The organism is Stenotrophomonas maltophilia, assembly GCF_003970865.1.
Taxonomy (GTDB): Bacteria; Pseudomonadota; Gammaproteobacteria; order Xanthomonadales; family Xanthomonadaceae; genus Stenotrophomonas; species Stenotrophomonas maltophilia_AR.
Genome location: NZ_RXLZ01000021.1, coordinates 11,603 through 38,208, shown reverse-complemented (window position 1 = coordinate 38,208; position 26,606 = coordinate 11,603). Strand labels below are relative to the sequence as shown.

Here is a 26,606-nt window from a genome sequence, read left to right as displayed (position 1 = left end):
AGAGCAAATGCAGTGCGGACCAAGGTCCGCACCCACCGGACGCTGGTAGCGCCGGGCCATGCCCGGCGAACCGACAATGATCAACCCTTCATCGTGCCGGTATCCAGCCAACGCTGGTGCCACGACAGCGCTTCCGGCAGCAGGTGCGGGGTGTGCTTGCCGTAGCTCTCGCGGCTGGCGCGGTCGAAGTAGTCCTGCAGCTGCGGGCGGAAATCCGGATGCGCGCAGTTGTCGATCAGCACCTGCGCACGCTTGCGCGGGGTCAGGCCACGCAGATCGGCCAGGCCCTGTTCGGTCACGATCACCGACACGTCGTGCTCGGTGTGGTCGACATGGCTGGCCATCGGCACGATCGCCGAGATGCTGCCGTTCTTCGCCGTGGACGGGCTCAGGAACGCCGACAGGAAACCGTTGCGGGCAAAGTCACCCGAACCGCCGATGCCGTTCATGATCCGCGTGCCCATCACGTGCGTCGAATTGACGTTGCCGTAGATGTCCACCTCGATCATGCCGTTCATGCCGATGCAGCCCAGGCGGCGCACCAGCTCGGGGTGGTTGGAGATTTCCTGCGTACGCATGATGATGCGCTCGCGGTAGAAATCGATGTTCTCCTTGAACGTCTCGTTGGCCTGCGGGCTCAGCGCGAAGCCGGTGCACGAGGCGTAGCTCAGCACGCCGTCGCGCAGCAGGTCGAGCATGCCGTCCTGGATCACTTCGGTGAACGCGGCCAGGTCGCGGAAACCGCTCTTGGCCAGGCCGGCCAGCACGGCGTTGGGGATGTTGCCCACGCCCGACTGCAGCGGCAGCAGGTTCGGCGGCAGGCGGCCCTTCTTCACCTCGTGCTTGAGGAATTCGATCAGGTGCGAAGCGATCTGTTCGCTGGTCGCATCGATCGGGCTGAACGGGCTATTGCGGTCGGGGCCGTTGGTACGCACCACCGCCACGATCTTGTCCGGGTCGCAGCGCAGCGCGGTGTCGCCGATGCGGTCGTTGGCGTTCACCAGCGGAATCGGCTTGCGGTGCGGCGGCAGCGCGGTGCCGTAGTAGATGTCGTGCATGCCGTCGACGCCGGCCGGCTGCCATTCGTTGACCTCGACGATCACCTTCTTGGCCAGGTCCAGCCAGGTCTTGTTGTTGCCGACCGAGGTGGAGGGCACCAGCGAACCGTCCTCGCGGATGGCCGAGACTTCGATCACGGCGGTATCGATCTCGCCGTAGAAGCCGAACCACACGTGCTGGGCAACGTGGCTGAGGTGGATGTCGATGTAATCCAGCTTGCCCTCGTTGATGCGGTTGCGCGCATCCGGGTCGCTCTGGAACGGCATGCGCATGGCGATGCCATCGGCCTTGGCCAGCGCGCCATCGAGTTCCGGCGCGGTGGACGCGCCAGTCATCAGGCTGATCTGGAAGGGCAGGCCCTGGGCATGCACCGCTTCGATGCGGCGGGCCAGTTCGACGGGAACGGCCTTGGGATACCCGGAGCCGGTAAAGCCGCTCATGGCCACGGTTTCACCGGGCTGGATCAGCGCGGCTGCGGCCTCTGCGGAGACCACGCGGTCACGAAGACGCGCGTTGGCGATGCGATCAACAGACATGACGACACGTGTTGCTGGGGGGAATTCCGATTATCGGCCATCCTCATCCGTACGGGGGGTTCTACCTTCGTGGAATGGCTTTTCCCCGGGGGCTCACCCAAACCCGCCGGTTTTGTTTTGCAGTGCAGCGTGCAAAGTGCTTTCGCAGCCCGCACGATGGCCCTGCATCCCGACGTGGGGGAGGGAGCAGAGCCCGCTGGCAGTTCGCTGCAAGCGGGCTTTTTTATTGCCTGTCGCCCAGTATGAATACGCGACCTCCATTATCGGTAGTGCCGGCCGCTGGCCGGCAACCCCAGTAACCTTCGGCGTCATCGGATTTGCCGGCCAGCGGCCGGTACTACCAGGTCATCGGATCTGCCGGCCAACGGCCGGCACTACAGGGACCGTTGCGTCCCGGCCGGGTCGATACAATCAGCCCATGACCCTCGCCCCCGCTGACCTGCCCGCCTCCCTGCAGCCTCTTGTCGACCGCGCCCTGGCGCGCCTGGCCCAGGTCCTGCCCGAGCCCATCCCGGCCGACCTGCTGCCGTTGCTGACCCGGTTGGCGGTGACCAGCGACTTCGCGCTGGACACCCTGGTGCGGCAACCGGCGCTGCTGGCGCAGCTGGCCGCGCCCGGCTGCCCGCCGATCCCGGCCCCGGTGCTCGATCCGCTGCAGCCCAGCGACTGGCCGGCGCAGATACGGCGCTGGCGCACCGCCATGTCCACGCGGCTGATCTGGCGCGACCTGACCGGTCTGGACGATGTGGCGCAGACCCTGGCCGGTGCCACCACCCTGGCAGAGGATTGCCTGCGGCTGGCACTGGATGCCCTGCAGCAGGAATTCGCCCAGCGCCACGGCGTCATCGCCGATGAACAGGGTGCGCCGCAGCAACTGGTCGTGTTCGGCCTCGGCAAGCTGGGCGGTGGCGAGCTCAACTTCAGTTCCGATGTGGATCTGGTCTATGCCTACTCGCAGGGCGGCGAATCGGACGGACCGCGCCCGTTGGCGGCGGAAGAATATTTCGCTCGTCTCGGCCAGCGCCTGGCCAAGCTGCTGGATGAAACCACCGTCGATGGCTTCAGCCACCGCGTCGACCTGCGCCTGCGTCCGTTCGGCAGCGCTGGCCGCGTCGCGCTCTCGTTCGCGGCCATGGACCAGTACTTCCAGCGCGAGGGCCGCGACTGGGAACGCTATGCGTGGCTGAAGGCGCGCGCGGTGGCCGGCGATATCGAGGCGGGTGAGGCGTGGCTGCAGACCCTGCGCCCGTTCGTGTACCGCCGCTACCTGGATTTCACCGCGCTCGACGGCCTGCGCGAGATGAAGGCGGCCATCACCGCCGAAGTCGCGCGCCGTGAATTGCATGAAGACATCAAGCGCGGCGCCGGTGGCATCCGCGAAATCGAATTCCTGTGCCAGGCGTTGCAGCTGATCCGCGGTGGCCGTGAACCGGCACTGCGCGAACGTCGCCTGCTGGTGGCGCTGGACGCACTGGTGGCCGCCGGACAGATCGCGCCGGAGGATGGCAGTGCACTGCGCGAGGCCTACCTGTTCCTGCGCCGGCTGGAAAACCGCCTGCAGATGCTGCGCGACGCGCAGACCCACGTACTGCCCAGCGACGCGCTGGACCGCGAGCGCATCGCCGTCGGCCTGGGCTACCCGGACTGGGACGTGCTGCGCGCGGCGTTGGCTGTGCAGCAGCAGCGGGTCAGTACTGAATTCGCCGCGCTGCTGGCACCGCGCAAGGGCCAGGCCGCGCCCGACGCGCTGGCCAACTATTGGCGCAGCCTGCCCGAAGGCAGCAACGCACCACTGCTGGCCGAAGCCGGTTTCCTCGATGCCAACGGCGCCGACCAGTCGCTGCGTGATTTCGCCCAGGGCACCGGCGTGAAATCACTGTCTGATGCCGCGCGTGCGCGTCTGGACCGTGTACTGCCTGCTCTGCTGCATGCGGCCACGCGTTCACCGCAGCCGGATGCCGCGCTCAAGCGCGTGCTTGGCCTGCTGCAGGCGGTGCTGCGCCGGACCAGCTATCTCGCGCTGCTGGACGAGCAGCCCAGTGCGTTGGCGCGGCTGGTCGATGTGCTGGCGCGCAGCGCGCTGCTGGCCGAGCGCCTGGCGGCGTATCCGCTGCTGTTGGACGAACTGCTGGACGTACGCGTGTCCGGGCCGATGCCGGATGCCGCTGGCATGCTGGCCGAGTGCCAGCAGGTGCTGGCGGTGGAGGATCCCGAATCTGCGCTGCGTTGGCTCAATGAAACGCGGCTGGCGCTCAGCTTCCGCATGGCGATGGCCACGTTGGATGGCCGCCAGGGCGCGGTGGACAGCACCCGGCAACTGGCCGAGCTGGCGCAGGCGGTGGTGGTCACCGTGTTGGCGATGGCCGAAGCGGACATGCACGCCGCACACGGCGAGATTCCCGGCGGGCGCTTCGCGATCATCGGCTACGGCAGCCTCGGTGGGCTTGAACTGGGTTTCGGTTCCGATCTGGACCTGGTGTTCCTGCACGACAACCCGGCCGGGGTGGACGCCAGCGATGGTGCACGTCCGCTGGAGCCGGGGCGCTGGTACGCGCGCCTGGCGCAGAAGGTGATGGCACTGCTCGGTGCGGTGACCGCCGCCGGGCGCCTGTACGACATCGACGTGCGCCTGCGCCCGGATGGTGGCAAGGGCTCGCTGGTGTCTTCGTTGGCCAGCTACACCGAGTACCAGCGCGAACGGGCGTGGACCTGGGAACACCAGGCCCTGGTGCGCGCGCGCGGCGTGGCCGGTGATGCGAGCTTGCTGGAGGACTTTGAGCAGGTGCGTGCGCAGACGCTGGGGCGCGAGCGTGATGCCGGTGTGCTGTATGCGGACGTGCTGAAGATGCGCGGCCGCATGCGCACCGAACTGGACCGCAGCGATGCCGCGCGGCTGGACCTGAAGCAGGGCGCCGGTGGCGTGGTGGACCTGGAGTTCCTGCTGCAGACCGGTGTGCTGGCGCGCAGTGCGCAGCATGCGGCGCTGCTGCAGCCGCGCGATACGCCCTCGTTGATTGATGCGCTGGCGGTTGCCGGTTTCCTGCCGGAAGACACGGCGCAGGCGTTGCATGGAGCACATGCCACGTTGCTGGATGTTGGCCTGGCCTGCACGCTGGACCGCCGCCCGCGGTTGGCACCGACCACGCCCGCGATTGAAGAGGCGTGCGCCGCGATTACGGCAGCGTGCAGAGCCGCGGAGTTGCCGTTCGCCTGAGTGGGTGCAAATGCTGCAACAACTTTCGGTGGGTGCCGACCGTTGGTCGGCACAATCTGTCGGCAGCGATGAGTTCTGCAGGGCGTGCCGACCAACGGTCGGCACCCACCGGATCAATGGCCCTGCGATGGCCCGCCGTTGGTAGATGCCAACCTTGGTTGGCATGAATGCCAAGCGCCAACCAAGGTTGGCACCTACCAGAGCTATGGCCTGGCGATGCCCGCTCCTGGTGGGTGCCGACCGTTGGTCGGCACAATCTGTCAGCGGTGATGAACTCCGATGGAGCGTGCCGACCAACGGTCGGCACCTACCAGAGCATGTGCGGTCAGCTGGTGGTGCGCAGCGGCGCCATCTTCCACAGCAACGCGCGGAACGGGGCCAGCAGGCAGACGCCGATCGCCAGCTTCACCGCCAGGTCGCCGGCGGCCCAGCTCACCCACGGCAGCGCCGAGCCGGCAAATGCGATCGACCAGAAAATGGTGGTATCCACCGTCGCACTGCAGGTGGTGGCCACCATCGGTGCGCGCCACCAGCTGCCACGGCGCAAGCGGTCGAACACGGTGATGTCCAGCAGCTGCGCCACGATGAAGGCCGAACACGAGGCAACGGCGATGCGCGGCGTGGCCACCCAGATCGACAGCAGCACCGCCACCAGGAAGCCGATCCACGCCACGCGGCGCGCCGGGCCCGGGCCGAAGCGGCGGTTGATCAGGTTGCTGACCAGGAACGCGACCGGATAGCTGAAGGCACCCCAGGTCAGCCAATCGTTGATCGGGTACTGCACCAGTACGTTGGACAGCAGCACCACCGCGCCCATGGCCAGCACCGCCAGCACCAGGGCGCGGGCGGTCAGTGGGGCAAACACAGGGGCAGGACGCACGGACATGGCGAGCCACGGGGACAAAGGGGATCGCCCATTATCCGCCCGGCCCGCGGCAAAGCCAAAACCGGTCGTTCAGCTTTACAGCGCTTCGCTCATCACGTCGCCAGCGGCGTAGGCGGTCGGCACATAGGCCAGCGCCTGGCCCTGCGCGCTCTTCACGGTCCAGCCGGCACCCGCGTCGGTCGGGTCGAAGCGCACCTGCTGGCCAACGACGAATCCGGCAATCGGGTCATCGCCTGCAGCCGCCGGCCATTGCAGCGTTGCGGTCTGGTCGGCCTTGCCGGGTACCTGCAGGTGCACCTGGCGCTCACCGGCTGGCGTGGTGGCGACCTGCTTCACCTCCATCGGCGGCAGCGGCACCGCCGGCGTGCGTGCGGCGACCTTGCCGTTGCGCTCGCTGGCCTTGAACGGGGCCTTGGACAGTTCGGCCAATCCCATCGACGTGGCCAACGGAATCGACAGCACGATCAGCGACGTGACCAGCACGCTGGTCTGGCCGCTGTTCAGCTGCGGCGCGGCGCCGGCATGGACGGTGGGTACCACCAGCGCCGAAAGCAGCAGGGCAGTGGCGGGAACGCGCAGGCAACGGAACATGGAGACCTCCTGGTCAGGGGGGGACGGCGGCTCAGCGCCGGGTATCGAAGATGTCGCGCGGGCCGGTGGCCTCGGGCAGGTATTCCAGCGGGCGGCCCTGGTTGTCCTTCAGCTGCCAGCCCTGGTCGGCGCCGGTCGGCTCGAAGTTCACGGTCTGGCCCACGGTGAACTGCACGGCGGGATCACCGATGCCGCGCGGGTACTGCATCGACGCGGTGTTCTGCGGGTCGTTGGCATCACGCAGCAGCACTTCGCGGCGGCCATCCACGGTGGTGGCGATGGCGCTTACCTGCATCTGCGGCAGCTTGATCTGCTGCGGGCGCGCCAGCGGCTGGCCAGCATCGGCGGCATCCTGGGCTTCCTTCGCCGCCGCCGCGCGTGCCGAGGTCACCATCTGCGTGGACATCTCCAGGCTCGGCCCCTGCGGACCCGGGTCATGGATGATCACGATGCGGCGCTCCGCATGGGCGGCCGTGGACCAGGCCAGGCTCGCGACGATCAGCATCGGCATCAGGACGGCGGGCAGGGTACGCATGTCGTTCTCCTTGCTGGATTCAGGGCGTGGCGGCGGCAGCACCGGCTACCGGCACATGGGGGATCACCAGTTCCTGCTGCAGCTGGCTGCGCTGGTGCAGGAAATCGAACACCGACTCCACCGTCACCACCGAATAGTTGCCGGAGATGCGTTCGCCGGCCGGATGGTCGGTGGTGGTGGCGTTGGCTACGAACAGGCGCGCACCCACGCGCTTGCCCAGGCCGATATGCAGCACGCTGGGCTGGTACTTCTGCTGGCGCAGCCATTGCTGCGCCTGTTCGCGCTTGACGATGGCCGGCGCGCCTTCGATCTGCGCCATCGCCGCGGCCAGCACTTCCAGCACCCACTGGTTGGAGTTCTGGTAGTCGGTGGCGAAGGGGTAGGCGACCACGTTGTACCTGGTCTCGTGCAGTGCCTTGGGCTGGATCGACGGCGACACCAGCATCGCCTTCAGCGCGGCACGCAGTGGTGCCGACGGCACGCCGATGCGCAGGTCGGTATGGCCGCCGCTCTCGCCGACGAAGTTGCCCAGCCCTTCGTGGTACAGCTGCGAGCTGTCGGTCTTGCAGCGGTTGAGCAGGTGCATCGCGCGCCAGCGGCCGTCGTCCTCGCGCAGCAGGAACGCCAGGTGGCTGTGGCGCAGGCCATAGCGGCTCAGGTCCTGGCCACCGCGTGCGGCCACCACCACGTCAACATCAGGCAGCGCGTCCAGGCGCTCGGCGGTGGTCCAGGCCACGTCCAGCATTGCCGCCTGCGACGCCACGCTCGGGTAGCGCTCGCGGCACTCGGTGCTGTTGGCCCAGGCCGGTGCGGTCGCCAGCAGGCTGGCGATCAGCAGCGCGGCGCGGGGCAGGCGGGAAAAACGATCCATGTCGATACCTTCAACGGCGGGCAGGCCCGCGCGCCGATCATACGCTGCTCAGCGCAGCGGACGATCCACGCCCTTGCGTTGGAGTTCCTTGTCGCAGGCATCGCTGATCGGGGCCACCGGCAGCGGCGGGCGCTCGCCAGTCTTCGGATCGCGCAGCGCCGGCTGCTCGCGGTAAGCGTCCAGCTGCTGCTGGCATTGATACGAGATCGGATCCAGCTCGGTGGGCGTGGTGGAGCAGGCAGCGAGCAGGGCCAGGGGCAGCAGGAGCAGGGTGCGCATGAAGACGTTCAGCGTGATGGGGGAAGCTGGACTCTAACGGTGCGGGCGGATCGAAATGTTCAGAAATCGCTGCGCATCCGGCACCACCGTGATGCCAGGCGCCCAGGATTGCCGGCCAGCGGCCGGCACTACCCCAATGCCAGGCGCTGTTTCACTTCCGCCGCCACCCGCGCGGTCTCGCGCAGTGGTTCGATGCGGTCGTACTGCCAGTCCAGCCAATGCGCCTGCAGCCGGCCGCGCTCGCGCAGCTGCTGCTGGAAGCGTGCCAGCCGGCCCTGCACGGTATCGGCCAGCGCCACCATCACCGGCATGCGCGTGGCGCAGGCTTCGGACAGCAGGTTCACCGAATCGGGCGAGACCACCACGCGGTTGGCCCAGCCGAGCAGGCCGCCATAAGGATTGGTACCGTCACCGCCGTCGCCCCAGATCACATGCGGCAGGTCGGCGAACGTCGCGCGCAGGATCTCAGCCAAGGCCGGCGGCGTGCGTCGCGAGGTGGTGGCCAGCAGGCTGCCGCCTTCGCTGCGGATCTGCTCGGCCAGCGCCTGGAACACGCCCACCATCGCGGTCTCGTCCCAGGGCGCCAGCGGCGTCGGCCCGCCCACCAGCAGCGCGGTGCGCGGGCCGGGCAGGGTACTGAAGCCAGCGAACGCGGCGCGGCCCCAGGCCAGCCAGTCGTCGTCCACCGGGTTGAGGCTGCCGAGCAGGGTCAGCACGTTGCTGCCACGCAGGGCATCGTGTTCGGGCACCACCACCACATCCCAGTGGCGGGCGTTGATGCGCGGGTCGAGGATCTGCACCACCTGGCTGCCACGTGCGCGCAGCACGCGCAGTGCGCCGGCGGCCTGACGGCCACAGCCGATCGCCAGCGGCGGGGCGTCCGTGGCCAGCGTCGCGAATGCCTCGCCGTAGCCGTTCACATCACCGGGCAGCCGCCGCGGCGACAGCCAGCGCCAGGGTGCGCGGGGCTGCAGGACCAGCGGCCGATGGGTGCCCTGGCGCAGCGCAGAGGCCAGCGCGACCGCCTGGCGGACATTGCCGGCACGGCCGTCCGTGACCGTCCAGGGCGCACTCGATCGTTTCACCTGTGGCATTAATTCGTTTCAGCCCTGCTGGGTGTTGCAACAGTCGTGACACTCTACACTGCGGCTCGTCGTTTCGCCCCGCGCCGCCCGCGGGCACTGACTTCCCTTCGCCGCCCTGGAGATCCACCGATGTCCCACGCGCTCGACGCTGCTGCCCTCGACCAGCTGTTCCGCACTGCCCGCACCCAGAACGCTTTCCTCGACAAGCCGGTCCCGGCCAGCCTGCTGCAGGAACTGTATGACCTGGTGAAGTGGGGCCCGACCGCCGCCAACACCACGCCGGCCCGCTTCGTCTTCGTCACCTCGAAGGAAGCCAAGGCCAAGCTGGCCCCGGCCCTGTCCGAAGGCAACCACGACAAGACCATGGCCGCCCCGGTCACCGTCATCATCGGTTTCGACCTGGACTTCCACGAGAAGCTGCCGTACCTGTTCCCGCACACCGATGCCAAGGCCTGGTTCGACGGCCCGCAGGAAGGCCGCCACGAAGCCGCCATCCGCAACGGCAGCCTGCAGGGCGCCTACCTGATCCTGGCCGCACGCGCGCTGGGCCTGGATGCCGGCCCGATGTCGGGCTTCGATGCAGCCAAGGTGGATGAAGCCTTCTTCGCCGGCACCTCCATCAAGTCGAATTTCCTGGTCAACCTGGGTTACGGTGACTCGGCGGGCCTGTTCCCGCGTCTGCCGCGCCTGTCGTTCGACGAAGCGGCGCGCATCGCGTAAGTCGCTGTATCGGTTTCGGGCCTGCCGTCCCGTGGCAGGCTCTTGCTGCACCGTGTACCCACCCTACGATCCGGAGAGTTCCTCAGATGAGCGCCACCCGTAAACTGCTGCTGCCGCTGGCCCTGACCCTGGCCATCGCCGCCTGCTCCAAGCCGGCCGACACCGCTGCCCCGGCTGCCGATGCCGCCGCCCCGGCTACCACCGAGCAGGCTGCCACCCCGGCCGCCGACGCCGCTGCCGCCGCGCCGGCCGCCGAAGCGATCCAGATCGCCTCGGGCACCTACAAGCTGGACCCGACCCACACCGACGTGCTGGCCCAGTGGAGCCACTTCGGCTTCTCCAACCCGAGCGCGCACTTCGGCAACGTTGAAGGCACCCTGGTGTACGACGCCGCCGACGTGACCAAGTCCACCGTGGAAGTGAAGCTGCCGCTGAGCGGCCTGAACAGCTTCACCGCCAAGTTCGACGAGCATCTGAAGAGCGCCGACTTCTTCGACGCCGCCAAGTTCGCCGATGCCACCTTCAAGAGCACCAAGGTGGAAGCTGCTGGCACCAACAAGCTGACCGTCACCGGTGACCTGACCATCAAGGGCATCACCAAGCCGGTCACCCTGGACGTCACCGTCAACGGCGGCGGCGAGCACCCGATGGCCAAGGTTCCGGCCGCCGGCTTTGACGCCACCACCACCCTGAAGCGCAGCGATTTCGGCGTCGGCGCGTATGCCCCGAACGTCAGCGATGAAGTGAAGATCCGCATCACCACCGAAGCCACCGGCGAAAAGCCGGCTGCTTGATGCACCCCACTCACTCGTCGTGAGAAGGCAGAAGGCCCGCTGAAAAGCGGGCCTTCTTTTTGGGTCCCGGGGAACACGCGTTGGTAGATGCCAACCTTGGTTGGCGCACGGGCACTCCGCAGGCCAACCAAGGTTGGCCACTACCGGTTCATGCGGGCCGGAGAGCGCGTTGGTAGATGCCAACCTTCGTTGGCACACGGGCACTCCGCAGGCCAACCAAGGTTGGCCACTACCGGGTACGCGCGCTCAGCGCAGCGCGCCCAACCATGCCATGCACGCCTCGCTCGGGCTCTGCTTGGCTTTCACCGCCAGCCCGCTCACGCGCACGAAGGTCTGCGCGGCCTGCGCCACCACCTGGCGTGCGATCAGCGCGGCCTGCTTGGTCGCGGCCTGCTGCTTGCGCAGCTGCACGATGTTGATCGAAGGCCGGCCCACCGGCGCGTACTTCTGGTCGCGGCGCAGCACATCGGCCACCTGCGCCACTTCGAATTCGGCCTGCAGGTAGCGGTGCTGTGCCTCCACCAGCTCACGCAGCGGCGTGCGCAGCGTAGCGGTGTCGGCGAACGCGGCCAGAGCCGCATCGCAGGCGGCGTCATCGGCAAAGCGGGTACGCAGCGCGTCCACGCTGGCCAGGGTCAGTTTGGCCATGTGGGCCTCGTTGCTGCAGGAAAGGAGCGCGATTGTCGCATTGCTTGCCGGGTAATGCGTTGAACCGGGTGTCGGAATCCCTGTAGAGCCGAGCCCATGCTCGGCTCATCGCGCGCAGCGCGAGGGTTCTCCGATGGCGGAACGAAGAGCAGCCGAGCATCGGCTCGCCTCTACAATGGCCCGCTGTATCACCCACGGAAGGAAGACCCATGCAGGACGCGCAGTACTGGTTGAACGAATTCTGGTCGGGCCTGAGCGTGCTCGATCTGGTGGGCGGCAGCGTGCTAGGCACGTTGCTTGGCCTGGTGCTGGGCATCGTCGCCTGGCGCGGGCTGCACCGCCGTGGTTGGTTGCAGCGGCGCAAGCGCTGGCATCACTGGCTGCTTGCCAGCTACGTGGTGGTGCTGCCGCTGGCCACCGCCTTCTTCGGCCTGCAGCTGGGCTTCACTGCTGGTGCGCATCGCGCGCTGTTCAAGCAGCTCGATCATTTCCAGCCGCACCTGCAGACCCTGGTGGAAGGCTGGAGCGAAGGCTTCACCGATTCGCTGGACGACCCGCGCATGCGCGAGGCTTTGCGAAGCCAGGGCACGGTGGGTGACGTGGCCGATACCATCGCTTCGGCCTACCTCAGCGAACATCCGTTGCCCGGCCTTGATCGTCTTGGCAATGGCCCGTTGGCACGCGGCACCGGCTGGGTGATCGGCAAGGTGCGCGAAGGCCTGCTGCGCGGCATGGTGGAAGACACGCTGGTGGACAAGGCCGGCACCGTGGGCCTGGAACCCAAGGTGGTGCGTGAGGCGCTGACCATGCATGTGGATGAGCTGCTGCACACCCGTGGCGTGCTGCGGCTGGTGAAGGCGCAGATCAACGGCATGATGCCCGGCGTGTACTTCGGGCTGCTGCTGCCGCTGCTGGTCATCGCGCTGCTGGTGGTGCTGGAGATCTGGGCCGCGCAGCGGTTCGGGTGGACGCGGCAGGAGGTAGTGCCGGCCGCTGGCCGGCAATTGCAGGTTCCTGCCGAAGGTTCATGAGGTTGCCGGCCAGCGGCCGGCACTACCCATTGGAGGGCGTGCGGACCAACGGTCCGCACCCACCGTCTTTGGATCAATCGCCGTCGGTTTCGTCCGGATGGGCCTTCCAGTAGCCGGTCGAGCGGATCCAGTCGCGCGGTACGCCCAGGTGGCCTTCGATGAACTTGCGCATCATCCGCGCGCGGCGCGATTCGGTGGCGATCCAGTAGAAGACATCGCCGTCCGGTGCCTCGAAGTCGGTCAGCATGTCTTCCAGCAGCGTGCTGCTGGCCGCCGGGAAGCCATTGCGCTCCAGCCAGTGGATGCGCACGTTCTCGTACTGCGGCAGGTCCTGGCGTTCGGCTTCGTCGCTCACTTCGATGAAGGCCTGCACCTCGGCACCGTCCGGCAGCACGTCCAGCCAGCGGGCGATGGCCGGCAGCGCGGTTTCATCGCCAATCAGCACGTAGGCATCAAAGCTGTCGGCCACCACGAACGATCCGCGCGGGCCGCCGATCACCAGCGTGTCGCCGGCCTTGGCCTGCTCGGCCCACGGCCCGGCAATGCCCTGGTCGTGCAGCACGAAGTCGATGGCCAGCTCGCCGGTCTCGTGGTCCCACCAGCGCGGGGTGTAGTCGCGGGCCGGCGACGGCTCCTTGCCGGCCGGATAGCTGCGGCCTTCGGCAGTGACCACCGGCAGCACCATCTCGCCGCTGGCATTGGGGAAGAACAGCTTGATGTGGTCGTCGGCGCCGGGCGAATCGAAACCGGCCAGCCCGGCGCCACCCAGCACGATGCGGCGCATGTGCGGGGTGACCTCTTCGGTGCGCAGCACGGTCAGTTCACGGAAGCGCACATCCAGGCGCAGGCGCGTGTTGTTGTGTTCGGTCATGGGGTTACCTGTAAAGGTGTCGCGCGTTGGCGCGCGGCGTAGGGGAGACCTGGCTGGATTCAGTCTGGCTGGGTCGTTGAAATGGGTGGGCTCTCGCTACCGGCCGTACCGTTGAGCAGCGCGGATGCCCGCGTCAGCAGCGCCGCCACTTCTTCCGCTTCGCCCTCGGCCCAGCGGCCGTGGTGATGCACCAGCGCCCGCTTGAACTCGCGCAGGGCACCGGCCAGCGGCGGCGGCAGCGAGGCCTTGGTGATCTCGCGGGCACGGTCGAAGGCACGCCGCTGCGCCAGGCGCACCTGGGTGCGCTGCACCTTCAGCTCGAACTCGCCGGCGGCGGTGATGCGGAAGATCCGCTTGCCGTCCACTTCCTCGGCCTCGATCCAGCCGGCCTGCTCGAAGCTGGCCAGCAGCGGGTACATGGTGCCGGCGCTGGGCGTGTAGGCCTGCATGAACTGGTTGCTGATCAGCTGCATCAGCTCGTAGCCATGGCGGGGTTGCTCGCCGATCAGGGCCAGCACCAGCAGGCGCAGGTCGCCGCGGCTGAGCACCCGCGGCTGGCCGTTGCGGCGCGGCACTTCCGGATTGGTGGAACGGGCTCTGGGAGAAGTGGTACGGCTCATTTCGATATATCGGTAAACGAGTGTGCAAACGATATATCGATATATCGAAGACGACAATCACCGATCCGGCCACAAGCGGGTCAGTTTTGGGCCACGGCCAGCCCCGCGCACAGCAAAAGGGGCGCCCCTTGCGAGGCGCCCCGGGCAACACTGTGGAAGGGAGTGAGGCAGGGCCAGACGGCGGACCGAAGCGGGCGGGGCCAACACTCGAGGCCTACCCTGAGGGCAGGGCGGGGGGCGATCCAGAGGCAGGTGCGACACGTTGTCGCCGGTTCAGCGCCGGCACGCGCAGCCGATACTGGTGGGCATGGCGCTGCCCTACAACCGTCATCGGCAACGGTAACACTGCGTCCTGCACATGGGCGCAGCGGCCCGCAAGCGACAGCCCGCGCAGCCACCAAGGCCCGCCGCAGGGCCGTCAGCGGGCCTGGCAAGCCCCTTGCGGACACTGGCCGGTTGCATCCATACGCCAGCGTAGCCAAGTGACGAAAGCCCTTGGTGCGCTACACTTTGCGGTCTAGAAATCTATACAACAGTCGCGCGCGTGCGTGCGGTTATGGGAGCGCTAATGAACTGGTTGAACGAGGTGCTGAACAACGACCCGAATCCTGTGGAAACCCAGGAGTGGATCGAGTCGTTGAAGGCCGTTATTGATGTCGAGGGCTCCGAGCGCGCGCATCAGCTGCTGGAAGGCATGGTGGAACTGACCCGTCGTTCGGGCGCCTACCTGCCGTTCTCTCCCACCACCGAGTACGTCAACACCATCGAGCCGCAGCTCGAGGCCAAGAGCCCGGGCAATGCCGAGCTGGAATGGCGCATCCGTTCGATCATCCGCTGGAACGCGATGGCCACCGTGGTCCGCGCCAACCGCAAGCCGGGTGACCTGGGCGGCCACATCGCCTCGTTCGCCTCCGGCGCCACCCTGTACGACGTGGGCTTCAACCACTTCTGGCGCGCTCCGAGCGAGAGCCACCCGGGCGACCTGCTGTTCATCCAGGGCCACAGCGCCCCGGGCATCTACGCGCGTTCCTTCCTGGAAGGCCGCATCAGCGAAGAGCAGCTGGACAAGTTCCGCATGGAAGTGGACGGCGGTGGCCTGTCCTCGTACCCGCACCCGTGGCTGATGCCGGAATACTGGCAGACTCCGACCGTGTCGATGGGCCTGGGCCCGCTGGCCGCCATCTACCAGGCGCAGTTCATGCGCTACCTGGAAAACCGTGGCCTGATCGAGAAGTCCGACCGCAAGGTGTGGTGCTTCATCGGCGACGGCGAGAGCGACGAGCCGGAAACCCTGGGTGCCATCGCCCTGGCCGGCCGTGAAGGCCTGGACAACCTGATCTTCGTGGTGAACTGCAACCTGCAGCGCCTGGACGGTCCGGTGCGCGGCAACGGCAAGATCATCCAGGAACTGGAAGGCGTGTTCCGTGGCGGCGGCTGGAACGTGATCAAGCTGCTGTGGGGCGGTTACTGGGATGCCCTGCTGGCCAAGGACAGCGACGGCGTCCTGAAGAAGCTGATGATGGAAACCGTCGACGGTGAATACCAGAACTGCAAGGCCTTCGGCGGCGCGTATACCCGCGAGCATTTCTTCGGCAAGTACCCGGAAACCGCTGCGATGGTTGCCGGCCTGAGCGACGACGACATCTGGCGCCTGAACCGTGGTGGCCACGACCCGCACAAGGTGTACGCCGCCTACCACCAGGCCGTGAACACCAAGGGCATGCCGACCGTCATCCTGGCCAAGACCGTGAAGGGTTACGGCATGGGCAGCGCCGGTGAGGCACTGAACCCGACCCACCAGACCAAGAAGCTGGACGACGAAGCGGTGCGCCACTTCCGCGACCGCTTCAACATTCCGGTGACCGACGCGCAGCTGGCCGACGGCCAGGTGCCGTTCTACCACCCGGGCCCGGATTCGCCGGAAGTGCAGTACCTGCAGGAACGCCGTGCGTCGCTGGGCGGTTACCTGCCGCAGCGCCGCCGCAAGGCCGACAAGACCTTCGTGGCACCGAAGCTGGAAAGCTACGAGCGCCTGCTGAAGAGCAGCGGCGAGCGCAGCTACTCCACCACCATGGCCTTCGTGCAGAGCCTGAACATCACCCTGCGTGACAAGGAACTGGGCCCGCACATCGTGCCGATCGTGGCCGATGAAGCCCGTACCTTCGGTATGGAAGGCCTGTTCCGCCAGATCGGCATCTACGCGCCGTTCGGCCAGAAGTACAAGCCGGTCGACGCGGACCAGCTGATGTTCTACCGCGAAGACCAGAGCGGCCAGGTGCTGCAGCAGGGCATCAGCGAGCCGGGTGCGATCAGCTCGTGGATGGCGGCTGGTACCAGTTACTCGGTCAGCAACGTGCCGATGCTGCCGTTCTACATCTACTACTCGATGTTCGGCTTCCAGCGCGTGGGCGACATCGCCTGGCAGGCGGCGGACATGCGTACCCGCGGCTTCCTGCTGGGTGGCACCGCTGGCCGCACCACGCTGAACGGTGAAGGCCTGCAGCACGAAGATGGCTTCAGCCATCTGGTGGCCGGTGGCATCCCGAACGTGCGCAGCTACGACCCGACCTTCGGCTTCGAAGTGACGGTGATCCTGCAGCACGGCACCAAGGCGATGATGGAAGATCAGATTGACGAGTATTACTACGTCACCCTGATGAACGAGAACTACACCCACCCGGAAATGCCGGAAGGCGCGGCCGAAGGCATCGTCAAGGGCATGTACCTGCTGACTGACGCCGGCAAGCCGAAGAAGGGCGAGCTGCGCGTGCAGCTGCTGGGTTCGGGCACCATCCTGCGCGAAGCCATTGCCGCCGCCGAGCTGCTGGACAAGGACTTCGGCGTGACTGCCGATATCTGGAGCTGCCCGAGCTTCAACGAACTGCGTCGCGATGGTTTCGACGTGGAGCGCGCCAACCGCCTGCATCCGGAAGGTGAGCAGCGCAAGGCCTACGTGACCGAGCTGCTGGAAGGCCGCCAGGGCCCGGCGATTGCCGCCACCGACTACGTGCGTGCGTATGCGGACCAGATCCGTGCGTTCGTGCCGATGTCGTACACCGTGCTGGGTACGGATGGTTTCGGTCGTTCGGATACGCGTGCGAACCTGCGCCGGTTCTTTGAAGTGGACCGCTACTACATCGCCCATGCCGCGATTGCGGCGCTGGCGAAGGAAGGGAAGATGACCGCGAAGGATGTGGCCCGGGCGATCAAGCAGTACAAGATTGATCCGGAGAAGGCTAATCCTGTTGGGGTTTGATTAGACGTTTCCACCGTTTTGGAAAGGGTCCGCTTGCGGGCCCTTTTTTTATTCGTGAGAATGTGGGCTACTGGTGTCGCGTTGCGCATCTCATCGCCAAAGGGACGGATCTCTGATGGGCAAAGTTGTTACGGTCATGAACATGAAGGGCGGTGTGGGAAAGACCACAGTGGCGCTCAACGTTGCTGGAGCTCTTGGGTACTACAAATGGCGAGACAAGCCGACCCGAAAGGTTCTGATAATTGACTACGATCCGCAATTCAATCTGTCGCAGGCGTATATTCCGCCTGCAGAATACTTTCGCTTGGATCAGGAGCGAAAAACAATTCTCTCTGTTTTACAGGAGAGCGCCAAGGACCTTGATCCATACAGAATAAAGATCCCGGAAACTTCCCAGCCTCCTGGCGTGGGGGATTTAACTAGGGGCGTGTTTTCTTATGATAATGGTTCTTCGCTCAGCATAGTTCCATCGACACTTGATCTAATGTATGTGGCATTGGGGCGTGCTGAGACACAGATTTCTGTCATTGAAAAAAGATTCTCAAAATTCATCGATGAATGCAGGCGCACATTTGATCTTGTTGTGATTGATTGCCACCCGGCTGGATCGCTCATGACTAAAACCGCACTTGGCAATTCGGATCATGTTCTTATTCCTGTCGTGCCTGAGAGGTACGCAGTGCGAGGCATTGGTTTGATGCTTGACTTCATCGAGTCTAAGAAGCTGGGTGGGCATGGCCCTGTTCCTCATATTCTTTTCAATAAGGCCCCTCTAACTGGAAGTACTGTGGAGGAATTGACGATTCGTTCTGATGCTAAGTATTCTAAATATTGTATGAGAAATACACTGAAAAGATATAAGGCATTTTCCGAGCCGGAGGGTGGGAAGGGCTTTGTCTGGCACAATAAGAAGCCCCATAGTAAGAAGGCTCGCGCCAACCTCCAGAATGTGGCATTTGAATTGGCTGAAAGGACAGGGGTTTGGTAATGGCTAATAAAGATAGAGAGCGAATTTTTCGTGCTGCTATAGCTTCATTGATTTCGTCAAATCTCAGTGGCCGAGATCTTCAGAGGCTTGTAAAGTATTTGGATGAGGACTCATCATTTAGATATCGTTTTTTTGACCTGCTGATGGAGGTTTATAAGTCAAGTCAATATGATGAAGATGGGGAGGTTAATTTTGAATCTCCCTGGGAGGAAGTATCCCCGCCCGCCCCGAACTCTGATGGGTTGGTTGATCTAGTGTTGGAGGTGCTAAGTCGGAAGCGTCTTCCGAAAAGAGAGTTGAAGGCACTTTTGTCTAAAATCAATCCGAGTTTCGATGTGATCGAATCGGATGACATGACCTCAAGGGAGATCATAAATTACTTCCTCTCAATTTCACCAACTAGTGCTCGAAAATCTCTTCTGAGGAATATTGGGCTCGATGTAGAGGATGATTTGTATCTCGGAGGGATTGCTGATAGACGAAGGGACTGAGCTATGAGTAATCAGCTTTGTGATGCTCTTTTGGCGGTGAGTTGGCAGGAGAATGTTGAGGCGTTCTGCCGAGAAGAATCGCATGTTAAAGATATACATTCGGCTATCGCAAAGATTGCCATGCTGGCTCGTCAAATTCAGGTCGTGGAAGATGGTAATCCGGCATTGCCATTTGTTCACGAAATGCAGTTGTCAGGCCACGATGTGGTGCGTTGTATTTCGCTGTCACTTTATAAGCCTGCAGTATCGGCGATGAGGTCGATGCTAGAGTGCGCAATTTACTATTGCTATTTTAGGTCGCACCCAGTTGAGCTGAAGACTTTGGTGAGAGATGAAAAGTTTTACTTGTCGAAATCGGAAATAATTGACTATTTCCAGATTCATGTTGAAGGCTGGAAGAAGAAGCAATCGGCAATTGCGCTAGTGTCACGCTTGGATTCGTGGTATTCAAAGGTTTCGGCAATAATACACGGGCAAATTCCTGGTCATTGGAATAAGTCACTAGCAATAAGTGATTCTTCGCATAGCGAAGAATTGCTGAGAGATACAGTTAGCCTGGCGGTGAATTGTGCGGACATTTCCAGGGATGTCGTGATTTGCTCATTTATGGATGAAGTTTGGAGGTACGTTGAGACGGATGCGAAGCGAGAACTTCTGCACGGCACATCTGCAGACTATCGAGAGAAGCTGAAGCTCGATAGGGCATGAACGGTGTCTGAGTAATGCATGGATTTTCTCTGTTTTGTTCTTTGCATCCCGGCCGGCCTGGCGCCGGCCGTCTGTGTCCGGCAGTTCGCGAAAAATCCGCTACGATCAGGCCTGGACTCTAAAGAACCCAGCTACTGAAAGCGGGGGCGTCGGCTCTCAAAAACAATGTCCCGGTGGAAATCCAGAAAGAAAAGCTGTTTATGGGAGAAAACTTCACGTCGAAGATGTTTATCCAAGTTTAGGCCGAGCCGACCTCGCACCTCTGATGGCAGCTCGCTCGAGACGAGAAGGCGACCATTCGACGAAAAGCTAATCCACCCATGATCAAAAAGCAGGTCCGCATGCGGAGCCAGCAATAGCCCATTCTCGCCATCAACGCGCTCGCTATGAGTGCTATCCGCCCATGGCTTGATGTGGCTCGCGCGAAGGAATCTCAGATCCTCAATGCCGGTCAGACGACAACCCTTTTCAACGCCGATCAGGCGTTCGCGGAACAGGCGTTGCTTCGTCCGCACTTCGGTTTCGCGTCTTGCGCTCGTCGCGCCAACGTCATCGAATGCAGCATCGACTTCTGCTTGATCCGACTCACCCGCCGCGAGGCCCAGCGAGGCTTCCAGTGATTTCAAGCGGAACACGATCGCAGATCTAAGCTGCCCTTCTCGATCTGGCATGCCAGGTTGAACGTAAGAAGACTGGCAAATGAACCTACCAAGGTACCGGTAGGGCCGCCCCTTGCCCATCATCTGAAACACTACAAGCGTCTTGCCATCCCTGACGTGCTCACCAATCGCTCGGTTGCCCGCCACGTACTTCATGTCTCCGACTTGACCCTCGCCGAAGTAATGAAAGACTTCGTCGTCGTCCCAGAAGTCATGGTAGCCGTGAGACACGCCGGCCTCGCCAGTGAACGCGATGACTAACGGATGCTCCTTGGGTGTAGAAATGCCGCCTTGCTGTTGCCCGCCAAATACACCATGGATCTGCTTTTGACGGTTGTAGAGCGCGCCCACCTCGAATGGGAGTTCCATCCTAGATCCCTGTCCCAGAAGCTAAGTGCCCAGGATTCTAGCCAGAACCAGGTTCCTTGTGTCATTGGTTGACGCGTTTGGCTGCCTGGACAGGGCGCAGATGGGGGGGCTACTGGGACGCAGATCTAGCGCAGCTGTTCTCAGGCGCGCTCAAATTCCTCCTGCGTCTCTCTGGTGAGCCCCATCCATCTTTCCAGCGTTGTAGCTCCGTTGCATCGCTTGCGACCGTAGACATGGTGACTATCAGAAGACTTGGCCCAGAGTTGTCCACGAACAAAACGGCATCCCCGGGTACGCTCATATCAAAGAAGTGTCCACTGGAATCATGCATTCCGATGGTGACGCCTTGGCAAGCCAACGCTTCGGCGAAGCTCTCGGCGTCGGCCCGAAACAGGGCAAACTCCGAGTCGGTGAGTCTTGGGTAGTTCTCAAAACTCATTGCGGTGGCCGGCGCGTACGTCTCTCCAATGATCATTCCCAATAGCGCTGCCGTCGTCAGGGCAAGCAAAGTCCGGCTCGGCATAGTGAGGCCAGTGTTAGAGGCTAAAGGCTCAGACAGCGGCGAATGCCTCGGACCGTGCATACGATCCGAGCATTGCATTCGATGTGCGCAGCGAGGCGCGCTCTACTCCCGCACGTGCAACCGCTCAGTCACCTGCGCAGTCAGCGCCACACACGCCATCTTCAATCCTTCCATAACCCGATCCCCCAGGTACTCCTCGGGCGCACCGTTCTGCCGAGTCCGCTCCGCGGCCAACATCAGCTCCGCCACAACGCGCAGACCAGCCAGCGCGCAATCCGCGTCCGCCAGCTGAAGACAACGCCCAGGCAGTTGATGCCGCTCGGGCCAAGGCTGGCCGTCCGCAGCCGCACCGGTTCCGATGCGATGCAGCGTGGCGACGAAGGCGTTGGGATCGACGGACGGTTCGCGCTCGGGCTCGGCGTTGTCCGGATCGTACTGCGCGTGCAGGGAACGGAAGTCCGATGTGTTCATGGCAATGCTCCGTACAGGACAGATAGCAGCGCCACCGATAAAGGCGGCGGACGATGCGTGGTTCGAAAGCCGGACAGTAACCAAGCCGGTGGGTCCGAAGACCCCCACGCACCGCCCGCCATGGAACGCGAACGGATTGCCAGCCGGCGCCACGCAAGGTGACGCCGGCTGACAAGCGCAAAACACAAGGCTACTGAACGGGCTTTCGAACCCCGCGCCACCCTTTTCCGGTGGCACGCCAAGAGATACCCGTGCAGCAACCAAATGCCAAGAAACTGCAGAACCGACGATTGTCAGCCCTGACGCTTTCGGCATTGTCGCACACGGTGTTAAGCCGGCAAGCGATTGCGCCGCAACGGTCTTGAAGGGCTTGGCGCTATTGGCTCCAAGCGCAGAAACGCCCGCAGCCAGGGCAATGGCGAAGGACCAATTGCGACAGATTGAACCAGCGGTTCAGCCGGGCGGCGCCTCGGCCGTGGGCGCGAAGGTCAGACGGACCCGCACTCGCGCATGCAGCGCGACGCCGTTAACCACGACCGGATCAAAGCGCCACTTGTCCACTGCGATAAGGGACGCACGATCCATCTCCCGCAGTCCGCTGGACCGCGCCACCATCACGTTGGAAACGTGGCCCAGCTCATCCAGTTGAGCAACCAACAGCACCTGCATGGGAGCCTGCAGGAAGGTATCGGGCGGCGTGGCAGGGGCTGTTGAATACTCAATGGCAGGCGCCTGCTGCAGCTCGAAGGTGGGATTGTCACCGCGCTCCACGAACACTTCAGTGGAAACCTGCGGGTCTGCGGCCATGGCCATGGCAGGTGTAGCACCCAGCAGCATCAGAACGAAGTTCAGTGCCAGGGCGGTGTTCAAACGGGGCATACGTGGTTTCCATTCCGGTGCACTGCCAGCATAGCGGTCATCCCTTGGAATCGCCTGCCTTGAATGCCTGCGTGCGGGACTGTTGCGCGGATTACATAGGCGCGCCCGGCCGTGGCCACAGTGCATCGTCGCGCTCGAGGTCGTAGTCGCTGCCGAACGCCAGTGCAGCCTCGCGCGGTGGGAGGTCTGCGTAGCAGCCCAGCAGGTATTCATCCATGCCGGCATCGCGATGGTCGATGGCGAACAGGTGGAGAAGCTCCTTATCGAAGGCTTCCAGCCATGCGGGGTCGATCTTGGTCACGGCCATCCTCCAGTAGGGCTGAAGAGGATGACCCGCCTTGGTCTCAAGACATTGGATTCAGCCGGCCAAACCGTCTTCCGGCCATTCCCAGCCCTGCGGCAGCAGCACCTCGGCCTGCTTCAGGCAGAACGGCAGCACCCACAACTGCAGGCCCTCGCTCCCCGGGAAGTCGAACACCGGCAAGGGCCGATCCAGTTTGTCGGTACGGGGGTAGACCAGCGCAACCACGCCCCGACCACCCAGGTAGCTCCGTCCATAGGCGTGCAACTGGTAGAAATCATCCTGCTGCAGACCATACTTGTTGGTGCCATTGTTCTGGCCGGCATCCAAAAGCTTCCACTTGGTGTCCAGCACCAGTACGTCAGTACTCCGTTGGCTGACCACCATATCCGGACGCAGCTCGAACCACTTTGCGCCGCCGTGATGCACCAGGTGATGGCGCCTGACCTGGGTATCCAACGCAAGATGCTCGGGTAGCTGCTTCTGGAAGTGCTTGGCCACATACGCCTCGAACAGCCGCTCCATCGGGAACAGCAACGAGGTTGCCCGCTGTACCCCCATCGCCGATGTAGGTGAAAGCGCTTGCAGGATCAGGCGGGTCCAATCCAGCGCCTCGCGATAGGTTCGCATGTTGCGGTCCAGCTGCACCCGTTGCATGTCCTGGTCCGGGTCGTGGCTTACCGGCACCTCAGCGAAGACCGCCAGCAGCTCCCGAACCAGCCGCTGATGGTTGGCCACACGCGCGGTCCCCAGCACCTTCCGCAATGCTGTGTGGATCAACCGGTTTTCCGGCCTGTTGGTACTGAACTCGTCGTGGGCGGTATGGAAGCGGTCGGCACGAACCAGGTTGCGCCGCAGATGCTGGGCAACGAGCAACCTGCCACGCAGCGCAGGCAGATCATCCTCTCGCGTCTGGTACTGGCCGCGTATCCCGCTGCGGGCAACCGCCACCACGGTGCGCAGGAACTCGCCAACGAACACGTCCAGCAGGGGCATGTTGTCGGCGGCGAGCTGTGCATTGCCGAAGCGAAGGTGCGAGAACTGTTGCAGGCAGCGCAACATCCTCAGCAGCAGGCCGCGCGCTTCGCTGGCGCCAGCGTCCAGCGCCTTGCCAATCTTGGGCAGGATCTCGATCTGCAGGCCGCTCGGCGCCCTGACCACGCCCACATGGCTGGTGACCTGAACACCATGGCGGCAGCGGCGTACCCAGGGGGGCAGCTTGCGGTCGATCAGGTCCAGCGACTGGCCTTCAAGCCAGGCATACAGCTCATCCGGCACGGCATGGGCATCGCCAGGCGTGGGGCCCGGCGACGAAGCTGGTACGATCACATCGTACTCGTGCAGCGTGAGGGAACCTGCCGTGCTCACTCGTGCCCCAGCAACGAGGCGTAGACAGCCACGTACGCGGCAGCAGAGCGCAGAGCTTTCTTGTTGCGGCTGAAGCGCGCACGGGTGGTGTGAGCGTCCGGCGAGCTTTCCTTTCCGAACAGTCTTTCAAGGGCGTACTCGCTGCTTGGCGTTTCCTGCACGAACTGCAGGTCCGGTGCTTTCTGGTTGTCGCCAAGTACCAGGCGGATCTTCTGCCAGTCCTCGAAGAAGTACTCTTCCAGCAGCGGCAGGATCCGGGTATCGAAGATCTCGGCCAGCGCGCCCATGCGCTCGATGCCGTCCGGGGCATGCTTCAGCGCCGTGAAGTAGGCGTGACCTACCAGATGATCGCGGTCGTACAGCGTCTCGATGCGCTGGTTGATGGCCGTGAGCAGCTTCGGGACGTGGATACAGGCATCGTCGGTATTTACCCTCAGGCCGGCCAGGGGGGCAGTGCCTTCGTCTTCAGAGTTGGGCATGACTTCCACGAACTCGAAGCGCCGCCGCAGCGCGGTATCGAGAAGCGCCAGCGAGCGATCGGCCGTGTTCATGGTGCCGATGATGCTGACATTGCGCGGTACCGAGAATTCCCGCTGCGAGTACGGCAGCGTAACGGCATGGCAGCCGGGCAGGCCGCTGCGCTTGTCAAGTTCGATCAAGGTGATGAGCTCGCCGAAGATCTTGCTGATATTGCCCCGGTTGATCTCGTCGATGACGATGGCGAACTTCTCGCCAGGAAACTCGCGGGCACGCTCGCACAAGCCAAGGAAGGCACCCGCGCGGATCTCATAGCGGATACTGCCTGGCTCGCCAACCTCCTGGATGACTGGCCGCAGTCCCTCCACAAACTCCTCGTAGCCGTAAGACTGATGGAACGTAATGAAGGTATAGCGGTTGCGCTGGCCGCCAGCGGCCGATGCCTCGTCCTCGTCGGCAGTGAATTCGTCGCGCAGAAGATCGGTCAGACCGTGGGTCTTGCCGGTTCCAGGAGGGCCAAAGTAGATGCGGTTGAAGGCCAGTTCTGCGGTGACGGCATCCTGTATCAGGGCCTTGTCTTCGTCTTCTTCATCGCCATGGGGCAGTGGCGAGGACGTCGACACATCGTCACCGGCCTGTGCGGGCCATAGGCCCGGACGGTCCTCGTCGGTACGGAGCAGGTCTTCAAGCAGTTCGTCGTCGACATCCAGCGCAGCTTCGACGCTGTCGATCATCTTCTCGCTGATGCGCTGGCGGACGAAGCGGGAAATACTGTCCAGCTCCGGGCGCCAGGTGACCTGGCAGGCGCGGTTGCCACGCACCAGCCCAATGACCGCGACGGCACGTGCGCTGCCGGCATTCTTGCGCCCGAAGCGCAGATGCGTACGGCTGCCAGCGAACCACCAGTCCATGCCTGCATCATGCACGAGTCGCGCAAGGCGGCAGAACAGGTTTGTCTCCACCGCTGACCAGCCGCCGCGCATGGCACGAAACGCTTCGTTGACATCGAAGTGCTTGAGTACACCGTCCGGGTCCACATGGCCGGTGAGGCCGATGCGTTGGGCAACTTCGTCGTAGCCGAGCTCGAAGCGCTCAATGGCCTGGATACTCCATGCGGTCAGGTCGTCCAGAGTCATGGCAAGACCCTCCTCGATCGGCAGGACAGCCACGATGGGAGAGATGGTGCCGGAATCCCGCAGGGCGACGTAGGCGTCGCGTACCGGCTGACCGTCGTGCAGCTTGACGGTATCGATCTTGACCACGAAACCTTCGTTGCCGTTGAGGCCGACGGTATAGGCCAGTGCAGCCGGTGAGTGGGCCTCAGGGTAGATCTTTGCCCAGTTGTAGGAGGCAAAGTTGTTGCCCTGGTTGGTCGGGCGGCGGCGGATGTTGACCCGGCCGGCCGGGAAGACGGCCTGCTTTACCCGCTTGGCCCAGTCGTAGGTAACGTCGTAGGCTTCGCGCAGCCGCTGGTAGGCGCGTTGGAGTGCAGGGTCGGCCGGATTGTGCTTCGTTCCATGCAGGGACTGCAGTAGGTCGAAGTGCTCGCGGGTAAAGAACTGGGGCACAGGGATTTCCTTCTCTTCTGGGTGCGGGCGGAATCATTCCGCCTGGCGAGGGTACTTGATGCTGTGCGGCCGCAGAGGCAGAAACTTTAGCGTTTCCGCGCCACGTTGCCGGATCACTGAGTTGCGACGTGAAGTCACACTTTCGGATTGATTGCAGATATTCAACGGGTATGAGGTTGATAGACTCCAAACCGTTCGCGGGGGAAATCGGCTGACAGGAATTTGACGCGACACAGGATGTTGCACGCGCCGGGAGGATGGTATCCAGATTCCTGATCGAGGGCTTCTGCCATGAATCTCCTTCAACGCAGGATGTTCCTGGCGATCACCGCGGTGATGCTGGTGGGATGGTGACGTTGTTTCATCGAATGCCCTGATACCAGAAATGAAGCCTGCGGTTACCCGGTCCCGGGAGGGGTGTTTGCTGCGAGCGATCTGCGCCTATACTCCGCTTCGGTCGCGACAAAATATGACGCAGTGCATGCCGTGACCGTTGCATGGATGCTGGAACTGACGACGAGGATGTTTTGCCCATCAGGCCCTTACCCCGGATATATGCCTGCATCGCCTGCGGCTGGAGTCGCTGGGCGGCAGCCTCTGGTGATGCCTTGATGCCGGGCGACGTAGTCCGACAATGCGCGCGCTGCAACACTCCTTCAATCACCATCGGTTCCGTTGGCCGGCTACGGGCGATGCTGGCTTGCTCTGCTTCGGCACTGCGTGGTCGGCGGTGACGACCTGTAGACCAGAGGCCCATCAGGTCCAGTGATCCAGACTGGCTGAGAACGGCCAGACAACCAATACACAG

The 26,606-nt window shown here is 63.7% G+C and carries 24 protein-coding genes; 8 read left to right on the top strand and 16 right to left on the bottom strand.

Annotation, left to right across the window (positions count from 1 at the left end):
- Positions 1-80: 80 nt before the first annotated feature.
- Positions 81-1,595, bottom strand: coding sequence for a succinyl-CoA:acetate CoA-transferase ScpC (locus EKL94_RS09050; RefSeq protein ID WP_126928826.1), 1,515 nt, complete (start codon positions 1,593-1,595; stop codon positions 81-83).
- Positions 1,596-2,013: 418 nt separating this feature from the next.
- Here EKL94_RS09050 and glnE point away from each other — a divergent pair, with 418 nt between their 5' ends.
- Positions 2,014-4,809 carry a bifunctional [glutamate--ammonia ligase]-adenylyl-L-tyrosine phosphorylase/[glutamate--ammonia-ligase] adenylyltransferase gene (glnE, locus tag EKL94_RS09045; protein ID WP_126928825.1) on the top strand — a complete coding sequence of 932 codons (2,796 nt, stop codon included), beginning with the start codon at positions 2,014-2,016 and terminating at the stop codon, positions 4,807-4,809.
- Positions 4,810-5,134: 325 nt separating this feature from the next.
- Here glnE and EKL94_RS09040 read toward each other — a convergent pair whose 3' ends face one another.
- The 6 genes from EKL94_RS09040 to EKL94_RS09015 all read right to left on the bottom strand — a co-directional run bounded on the left by EKL94_RS09040 (position 5,135) and on the right by EKL94_RS09015 (position 9,065).
- On the bottom strand, positions 5,135-5,695 hold the full coding sequence (locus EKL94_RS09040; RefSeq protein ID WP_126928824.1) for a queuosine precursor transporter: 561 nt from the start codon (positions 5,693-5,695) through the stop codon (positions 5,135-5,137).
- 75 nt (positions 5,696-5,770) lie between these two features.
- Positions 5,771-6,286, bottom strand: a complete 516-nt coding sequence (locus EKL94_RS09035; RefSeq protein ID WP_126928823.1) for a hypothetical protein — start codon at positions 6,284-6,286, stop codon at positions 5,771-5,773.
- Positions 6,287-6,317: 31 nt separating this feature from the next.
- Positions 6,318-6,821, bottom strand: a complete 504-nt coding sequence (locus EKL94_RS09030) for a hypothetical protein (RefSeq protein ID WP_004139502.1) — start codon at positions 6,819-6,821, stop codon at positions 6,318-6,320.
- Between the two features lie 19 nt (positions 6,822-6,840).
- The gene (locus tag EKL94_RS09025) at positions 6,841-7,692 is read right to left on the bottom strand and encodes a DUF2145 domain-containing protein (RefSeq protein WP_126928822.1); all 852 of its coding nucleotides are present in this window, start codon (positions 7,690-7,692) and stop codon (positions 6,841-6,843) included.
- 48 nt (positions 7,693-7,740) lie between these two features.
- Entirely contained in the window at positions 7,741-7,971 is a 231-nt protein-coding gene (locus tag EKL94_RS09020) for a hypothetical protein (RefSeq protein WP_126928821.1), read from the bottom strand.
- Positions 7,972-8,099: 128 nt separating this feature from the next.
- Entirely contained in the window at positions 8,100-9,065 is a 966-nt protein-coding gene (locus EKL94_RS09015; protein WP_126928820.1) for a mitochondrial fission ELM1 family protein, read from the bottom strand.
- A 120-nt stretch (positions 9,066-9,185) separates the two neighbouring features.
- On the opposite strand from EKL94_RS09015, the gene EKL94_RS09010 reads away from it, so the two are divergent.
- On the top strand, positions 9,186-9,776 hold the full coding sequence (locus EKL94_RS09010; RefSeq protein WP_004139510.1) for a malonic semialdehyde reductase: 591 nt from the start codon (positions 9,186-9,188) through the stop codon (positions 9,774-9,776).
- Positions 9,777-9,862: 86 nt separating this feature from the next.
- Positions 9,863-10,570, top strand: a complete 708-nt coding sequence (locus EKL94_RS09005; protein ID WP_126928819.1) for a YceI family protein — start codon at positions 9,863-9,865, stop codon at positions 10,568-10,570.
- Between the two features lie 246 nt (positions 10,571-10,816).
- On the opposite strand, the gene EKL94_RS09000 is transcribed toward EKL94_RS09005, so the two are convergent.
- Complete coding sequence (locus EKL94_RS09000) at positions 10,817-11,218, bottom strand: hypothetical protein (protein WP_126928818.1); 402 nt, start codon at positions 11,216-11,218, stop codon at positions 10,817-10,819.
- A gap of 209 nt (positions 11,219-11,427) precedes the next feature.
- Between EKL94_RS09000 and EKL94_RS08995 the strand changes: the two genes are divergently transcribed.
- Positions 11,428-12,249 carry a hypothetical protein gene (locus EKL94_RS08995; RefSeq protein ID WP_126928817.1) on the top strand — a complete coding sequence of 274 codons (822 nt, stop codon included), beginning with the start codon at positions 11,428-11,430 and terminating at the stop codon, positions 12,247-12,249.
- Between the two features lie 73 nt (positions 12,250-12,322).
- Here the strand turns inward: EKL94_RS08995 and EKL94_RS08990 are convergent, their stop codons facing one another.
- Together EKL94_RS08990 and EKL94_RS08985 are read right to left on the bottom strand one after the other, a co-directional pair.
- Positions 12,323-13,120: a siderophore-interacting protein gene (locus tag EKL94_RS08990; RefSeq protein ID WP_126928816.1), complete on the bottom strand. Its 798-nt coding sequence runs from the start codon at positions 13,118-13,120 to the stop codon at positions 12,323-12,325.
- A 59-nt stretch (positions 13,121-13,179) separates the two neighbouring features.
- Complete coding sequence (locus EKL94_RS08985; protein WP_126928815.1) at positions 13,180-13,740, bottom strand: PadR family transcriptional regulator; 561 nt, start codon at positions 13,738-13,740, stop codon at positions 13,180-13,182.
- Positions 13,741-14,308: 568 nt separating this feature from the next.
- On the opposite strand from EKL94_RS08985, the gene aceE reads away from it, so the two are divergent.
- The 4 genes from aceE (at position 14,309) to EKL94_RS08965 (ending at position 19,183) form a co-directional block, all read left to right on the top strand.
- A complete protein-coding gene (gene aceE / locus EKL94_RS08980) occupies positions 14,309-16,996 on the top strand; it encodes a pyruvate dehydrogenase (acetyl-transferring), homodimeric type (RefSeq protein ID WP_126928814.1) in 2,688 nt (895 codons plus the stop codon).
- Positions 16,997-17,111: 115 nt separating this feature from the next.
- Positions 17,112-17,984, top strand: a complete 873-nt coding sequence (locus tag EKL94_RS08975; RefSeq protein WP_126928813.1) for a ParA family protein — start codon at positions 17,112-17,114, stop codon at positions 17,982-17,984.
- Complete coding sequence (locus EKL94_RS08970) at positions 17,984-18,475, top strand: hypothetical protein (RefSeq protein WP_126928812.1); 492 nt, start codon at positions 17,984-17,986, stop codon at positions 18,473-18,475. Before EKL94_RS08975 ends, EKL94_RS08970 begins: the two co-directional genes overlap by 1 nt.
- Before the next feature lie 3 nt (positions 18,476-18,478).
- Positions 18,479-19,183 carry a hypothetical protein gene (locus EKL94_RS08965; protein WP_126928811.1) on the top strand — a complete coding sequence of 235 codons (705 nt, stop codon included), beginning with the start codon at positions 18,479-18,481 and terminating at the stop codon, positions 19,181-19,183.
- A 131-nt stretch (positions 19,184-19,314) separates the two neighbouring features.
- On the opposite strand, the gene EKL94_RS08960 is transcribed toward EKL94_RS08965, so the two are convergent.
- From EKL94_RS08960 to EKL94_RS08935, 6 genes are all read right to left on the bottom strand, one after another.
- Positions 19,315-20,211, bottom strand: coding sequence for an HNH endonuclease (locus EKL94_RS08960; RefSeq protein ID WP_126928810.1), 897 nt, complete (start codon positions 20,209-20,211; stop codon positions 19,315-19,317).
- Between the two features lie 625 nt (positions 20,212-20,836).
- The gene (locus EKL94_RS08955) at positions 20,837-21,205 is read right to left on the bottom strand and encodes a hypothetical protein (RefSeq protein WP_049449348.1); all 369 of its coding nucleotides are present in this window, start codon (positions 21,203-21,205) and stop codon (positions 20,837-20,839) included.
- 453 nt (positions 21,206-21,658) lie between these two features.
- Positions 21,659-22,084, bottom strand: coding sequence for a TonB family protein (locus tag EKL94_RS08950; RefSeq protein ID WP_126928809.1), 426 nt, complete (start codon positions 22,082-22,084; stop codon positions 21,659-21,661).
- Positions 22,085-22,175: 91 nt separating this feature from the next.
- Positions 22,176-22,391: a hypothetical protein gene (locus EKL94_RS08945; RefSeq protein WP_126928808.1), complete on the bottom strand. Its 216-nt coding sequence runs from the start codon at positions 22,389-22,391 to the stop codon at positions 22,176-22,178.
- Between the two features lie 51 nt (positions 22,392-22,442).
- Positions 22,443-23,753 carry an McrC family protein gene (locus tag EKL94_RS08940; protein WP_126928807.1) on the bottom strand — a complete coding sequence of 437 codons (1,311 nt, stop codon included), beginning with the start codon at positions 23,751-23,753 and terminating at the stop codon, positions 22,443-22,445.
- On the bottom strand, positions 23,750-25,798 hold the full coding sequence (locus EKL94_RS08935; protein ID WP_126928806.1) for an McrB family protein: 2,049 nt from the start codon (positions 25,796-25,798) through the stop codon (positions 23,750-23,752). The genes EKL94_RS08940 and EKL94_RS08935 overlap by 4 nt, the downstream gene beginning before the upstream one ends.
- Positions 25,799-26,606 lie beyond the last annotated feature (808 nt).

What these genes read in the sequence shown, in the direction of transcription:
- EKL94_RS09050 (WP_126928826.1), bottom strand. Translation starts at nt 1,595, where the DNA reads ATGTCTGTTGATCGCATCGCCAACGCGCGTCTTCGTGACCGCGTGGTC.
- glnE (WP_126928825.1), top strand. Translation starts at nt 2,014, where the DNA reads ATGACCCTCGCCCCCGCTGACCTGCCCGCCTCCCTGCAGCCTCTTGTC.
- EKL94_RS09040 (WP_126928824.1), bottom strand. Translation starts at nt 5,695, where the DNA reads ATGTCCGTGCGTCCTGCCCCTGTGTTTGCCCCACTGACCGCCCGCGCC.
- EKL94_RS09035 (WP_126928823.1), bottom strand. Translation starts at nt 6,286, where the DNA reads ATGTTCCGTTGCCTGCGCGTTCCCGCCACTGCCCTGCTGCTTTCGGCG.
- EKL94_RS09030 (WP_004139502.1), bottom strand. Translation starts at nt 6,821, where the DNA reads ATGCGTACCCTGCCCGCCGTCCTGATGCCGATGCTGATCGTCGCGAGC.
- EKL94_RS09025 (WP_126928822.1), bottom strand. Translation starts at nt 7,692, where the DNA reads ATGGATCGTTTTTCCCGCCTGCCCCGCGCCGCGCTGCTGATCGCCAGC.
- EKL94_RS09020 (WP_126928821.1), bottom strand. Translation starts at nt 7,971, where the DNA reads ATGCGCACCCTGCTCCTGCTGCCCCTGGCCCTGCTCGCTGCCTGCTCC.
- EKL94_RS09015 (WP_126928820.1), bottom strand. Translation starts at nt 9,065, where the DNA reads ATGCCACAGGTGAAACGATCGAGTGCGCCCTGGACGGTCACGGACGGC.
- EKL94_RS09010 (WP_004139510.1), top strand. Translation starts at nt 9,186, where the DNA reads ATGTCCCACGCGCTCGACGCTGCTGCCCTCGACCAGCTGTTCCGCACT.
- EKL94_RS09005 (WP_126928819.1), top strand. Translation starts at nt 9,863, where the DNA reads ATGAGCGCCACCCGTAAACTGCTGCTGCCGCTGGCCCTGACCCTGGCC.
- EKL94_RS09000 (WP_126928818.1), bottom strand. Translation starts at nt 11,218, where the DNA reads ATGGCCAAACTGACCCTGGCCAGCGTGGACGCGCTGCGTACCCGCTTT.
- EKL94_RS08995 (WP_126928817.1), top strand. Translation starts at nt 11,428, where the DNA reads ATGCAGGACGCGCAGTACTGGTTGAACGAATTCTGGTCGGGCCTGAGC.
- EKL94_RS08990 (WP_126928816.1), bottom strand. Translation starts at nt 13,120, where the DNA reads ATGACCGAACACAACAACACGCGCCTGCGCCTGGATGTGCGCTTCCGT.
- EKL94_RS08985 (WP_126928815.1), bottom strand. Translation starts at nt 13,740, where the DNA reads ATGAGCCGTACCACTTCTCCCAGAGCCCGTTCCACCAATCCGGAAGTG.
- aceE (WP_126928814.1), top strand. Translation starts at nt 14,309, where the DNA reads ATGAACTGGTTGAACGAGGTGCTGAACAACGACCCGAATCCTGTGGAA.
- EKL94_RS08975 (WP_126928813.1), top strand. Translation starts at nt 17,112, where the DNA reads ATGGGCAAAGTTGTTACGGTCATGAACATGAAGGGCGGTGTGGGAAAG.
- EKL94_RS08970 (WP_126928812.1), top strand. Translation starts at nt 17,984, where the DNA reads ATGGCTAATAAAGATAGAGAGCGAATTTTTCGTGCTGCTATAGCTTCA.
- EKL94_RS08965 (WP_126928811.1), top strand. Translation starts at nt 18,479, where the DNA reads ATGAGTAATCAGCTTTGTGATGCTCTTTTGGCGGTGAGTTGGCAGGAG.
- EKL94_RS08960 (WP_126928810.1), bottom strand. Translation starts at nt 20,211, where the DNA reads ATGGAACTCCCATTCGAGGTGGGCGCGCTCTACAACCGTCAAAAGCAG.
- EKL94_RS08955 (WP_049449348.1), bottom strand. Translation starts at nt 21,205, where the DNA reads ATGAACACATCGGACTTCCGTTCCCTGCACGCGCAGTACGATCCGGAC.
- EKL94_RS08950 (WP_126928809.1), bottom strand. Translation starts at nt 22,084, where the DNA reads ATGCCCCGTTTGAACACCGCCCTGGCACTGAACTTCGTTCTGATGCTG.
- EKL94_RS08945 (WP_126928808.1), bottom strand. Translation starts at nt 22,391, where the DNA reads ATGGCCGTGACCAAGATCGACCCCGCATGGCTGGAAGCCTTCGATAAG.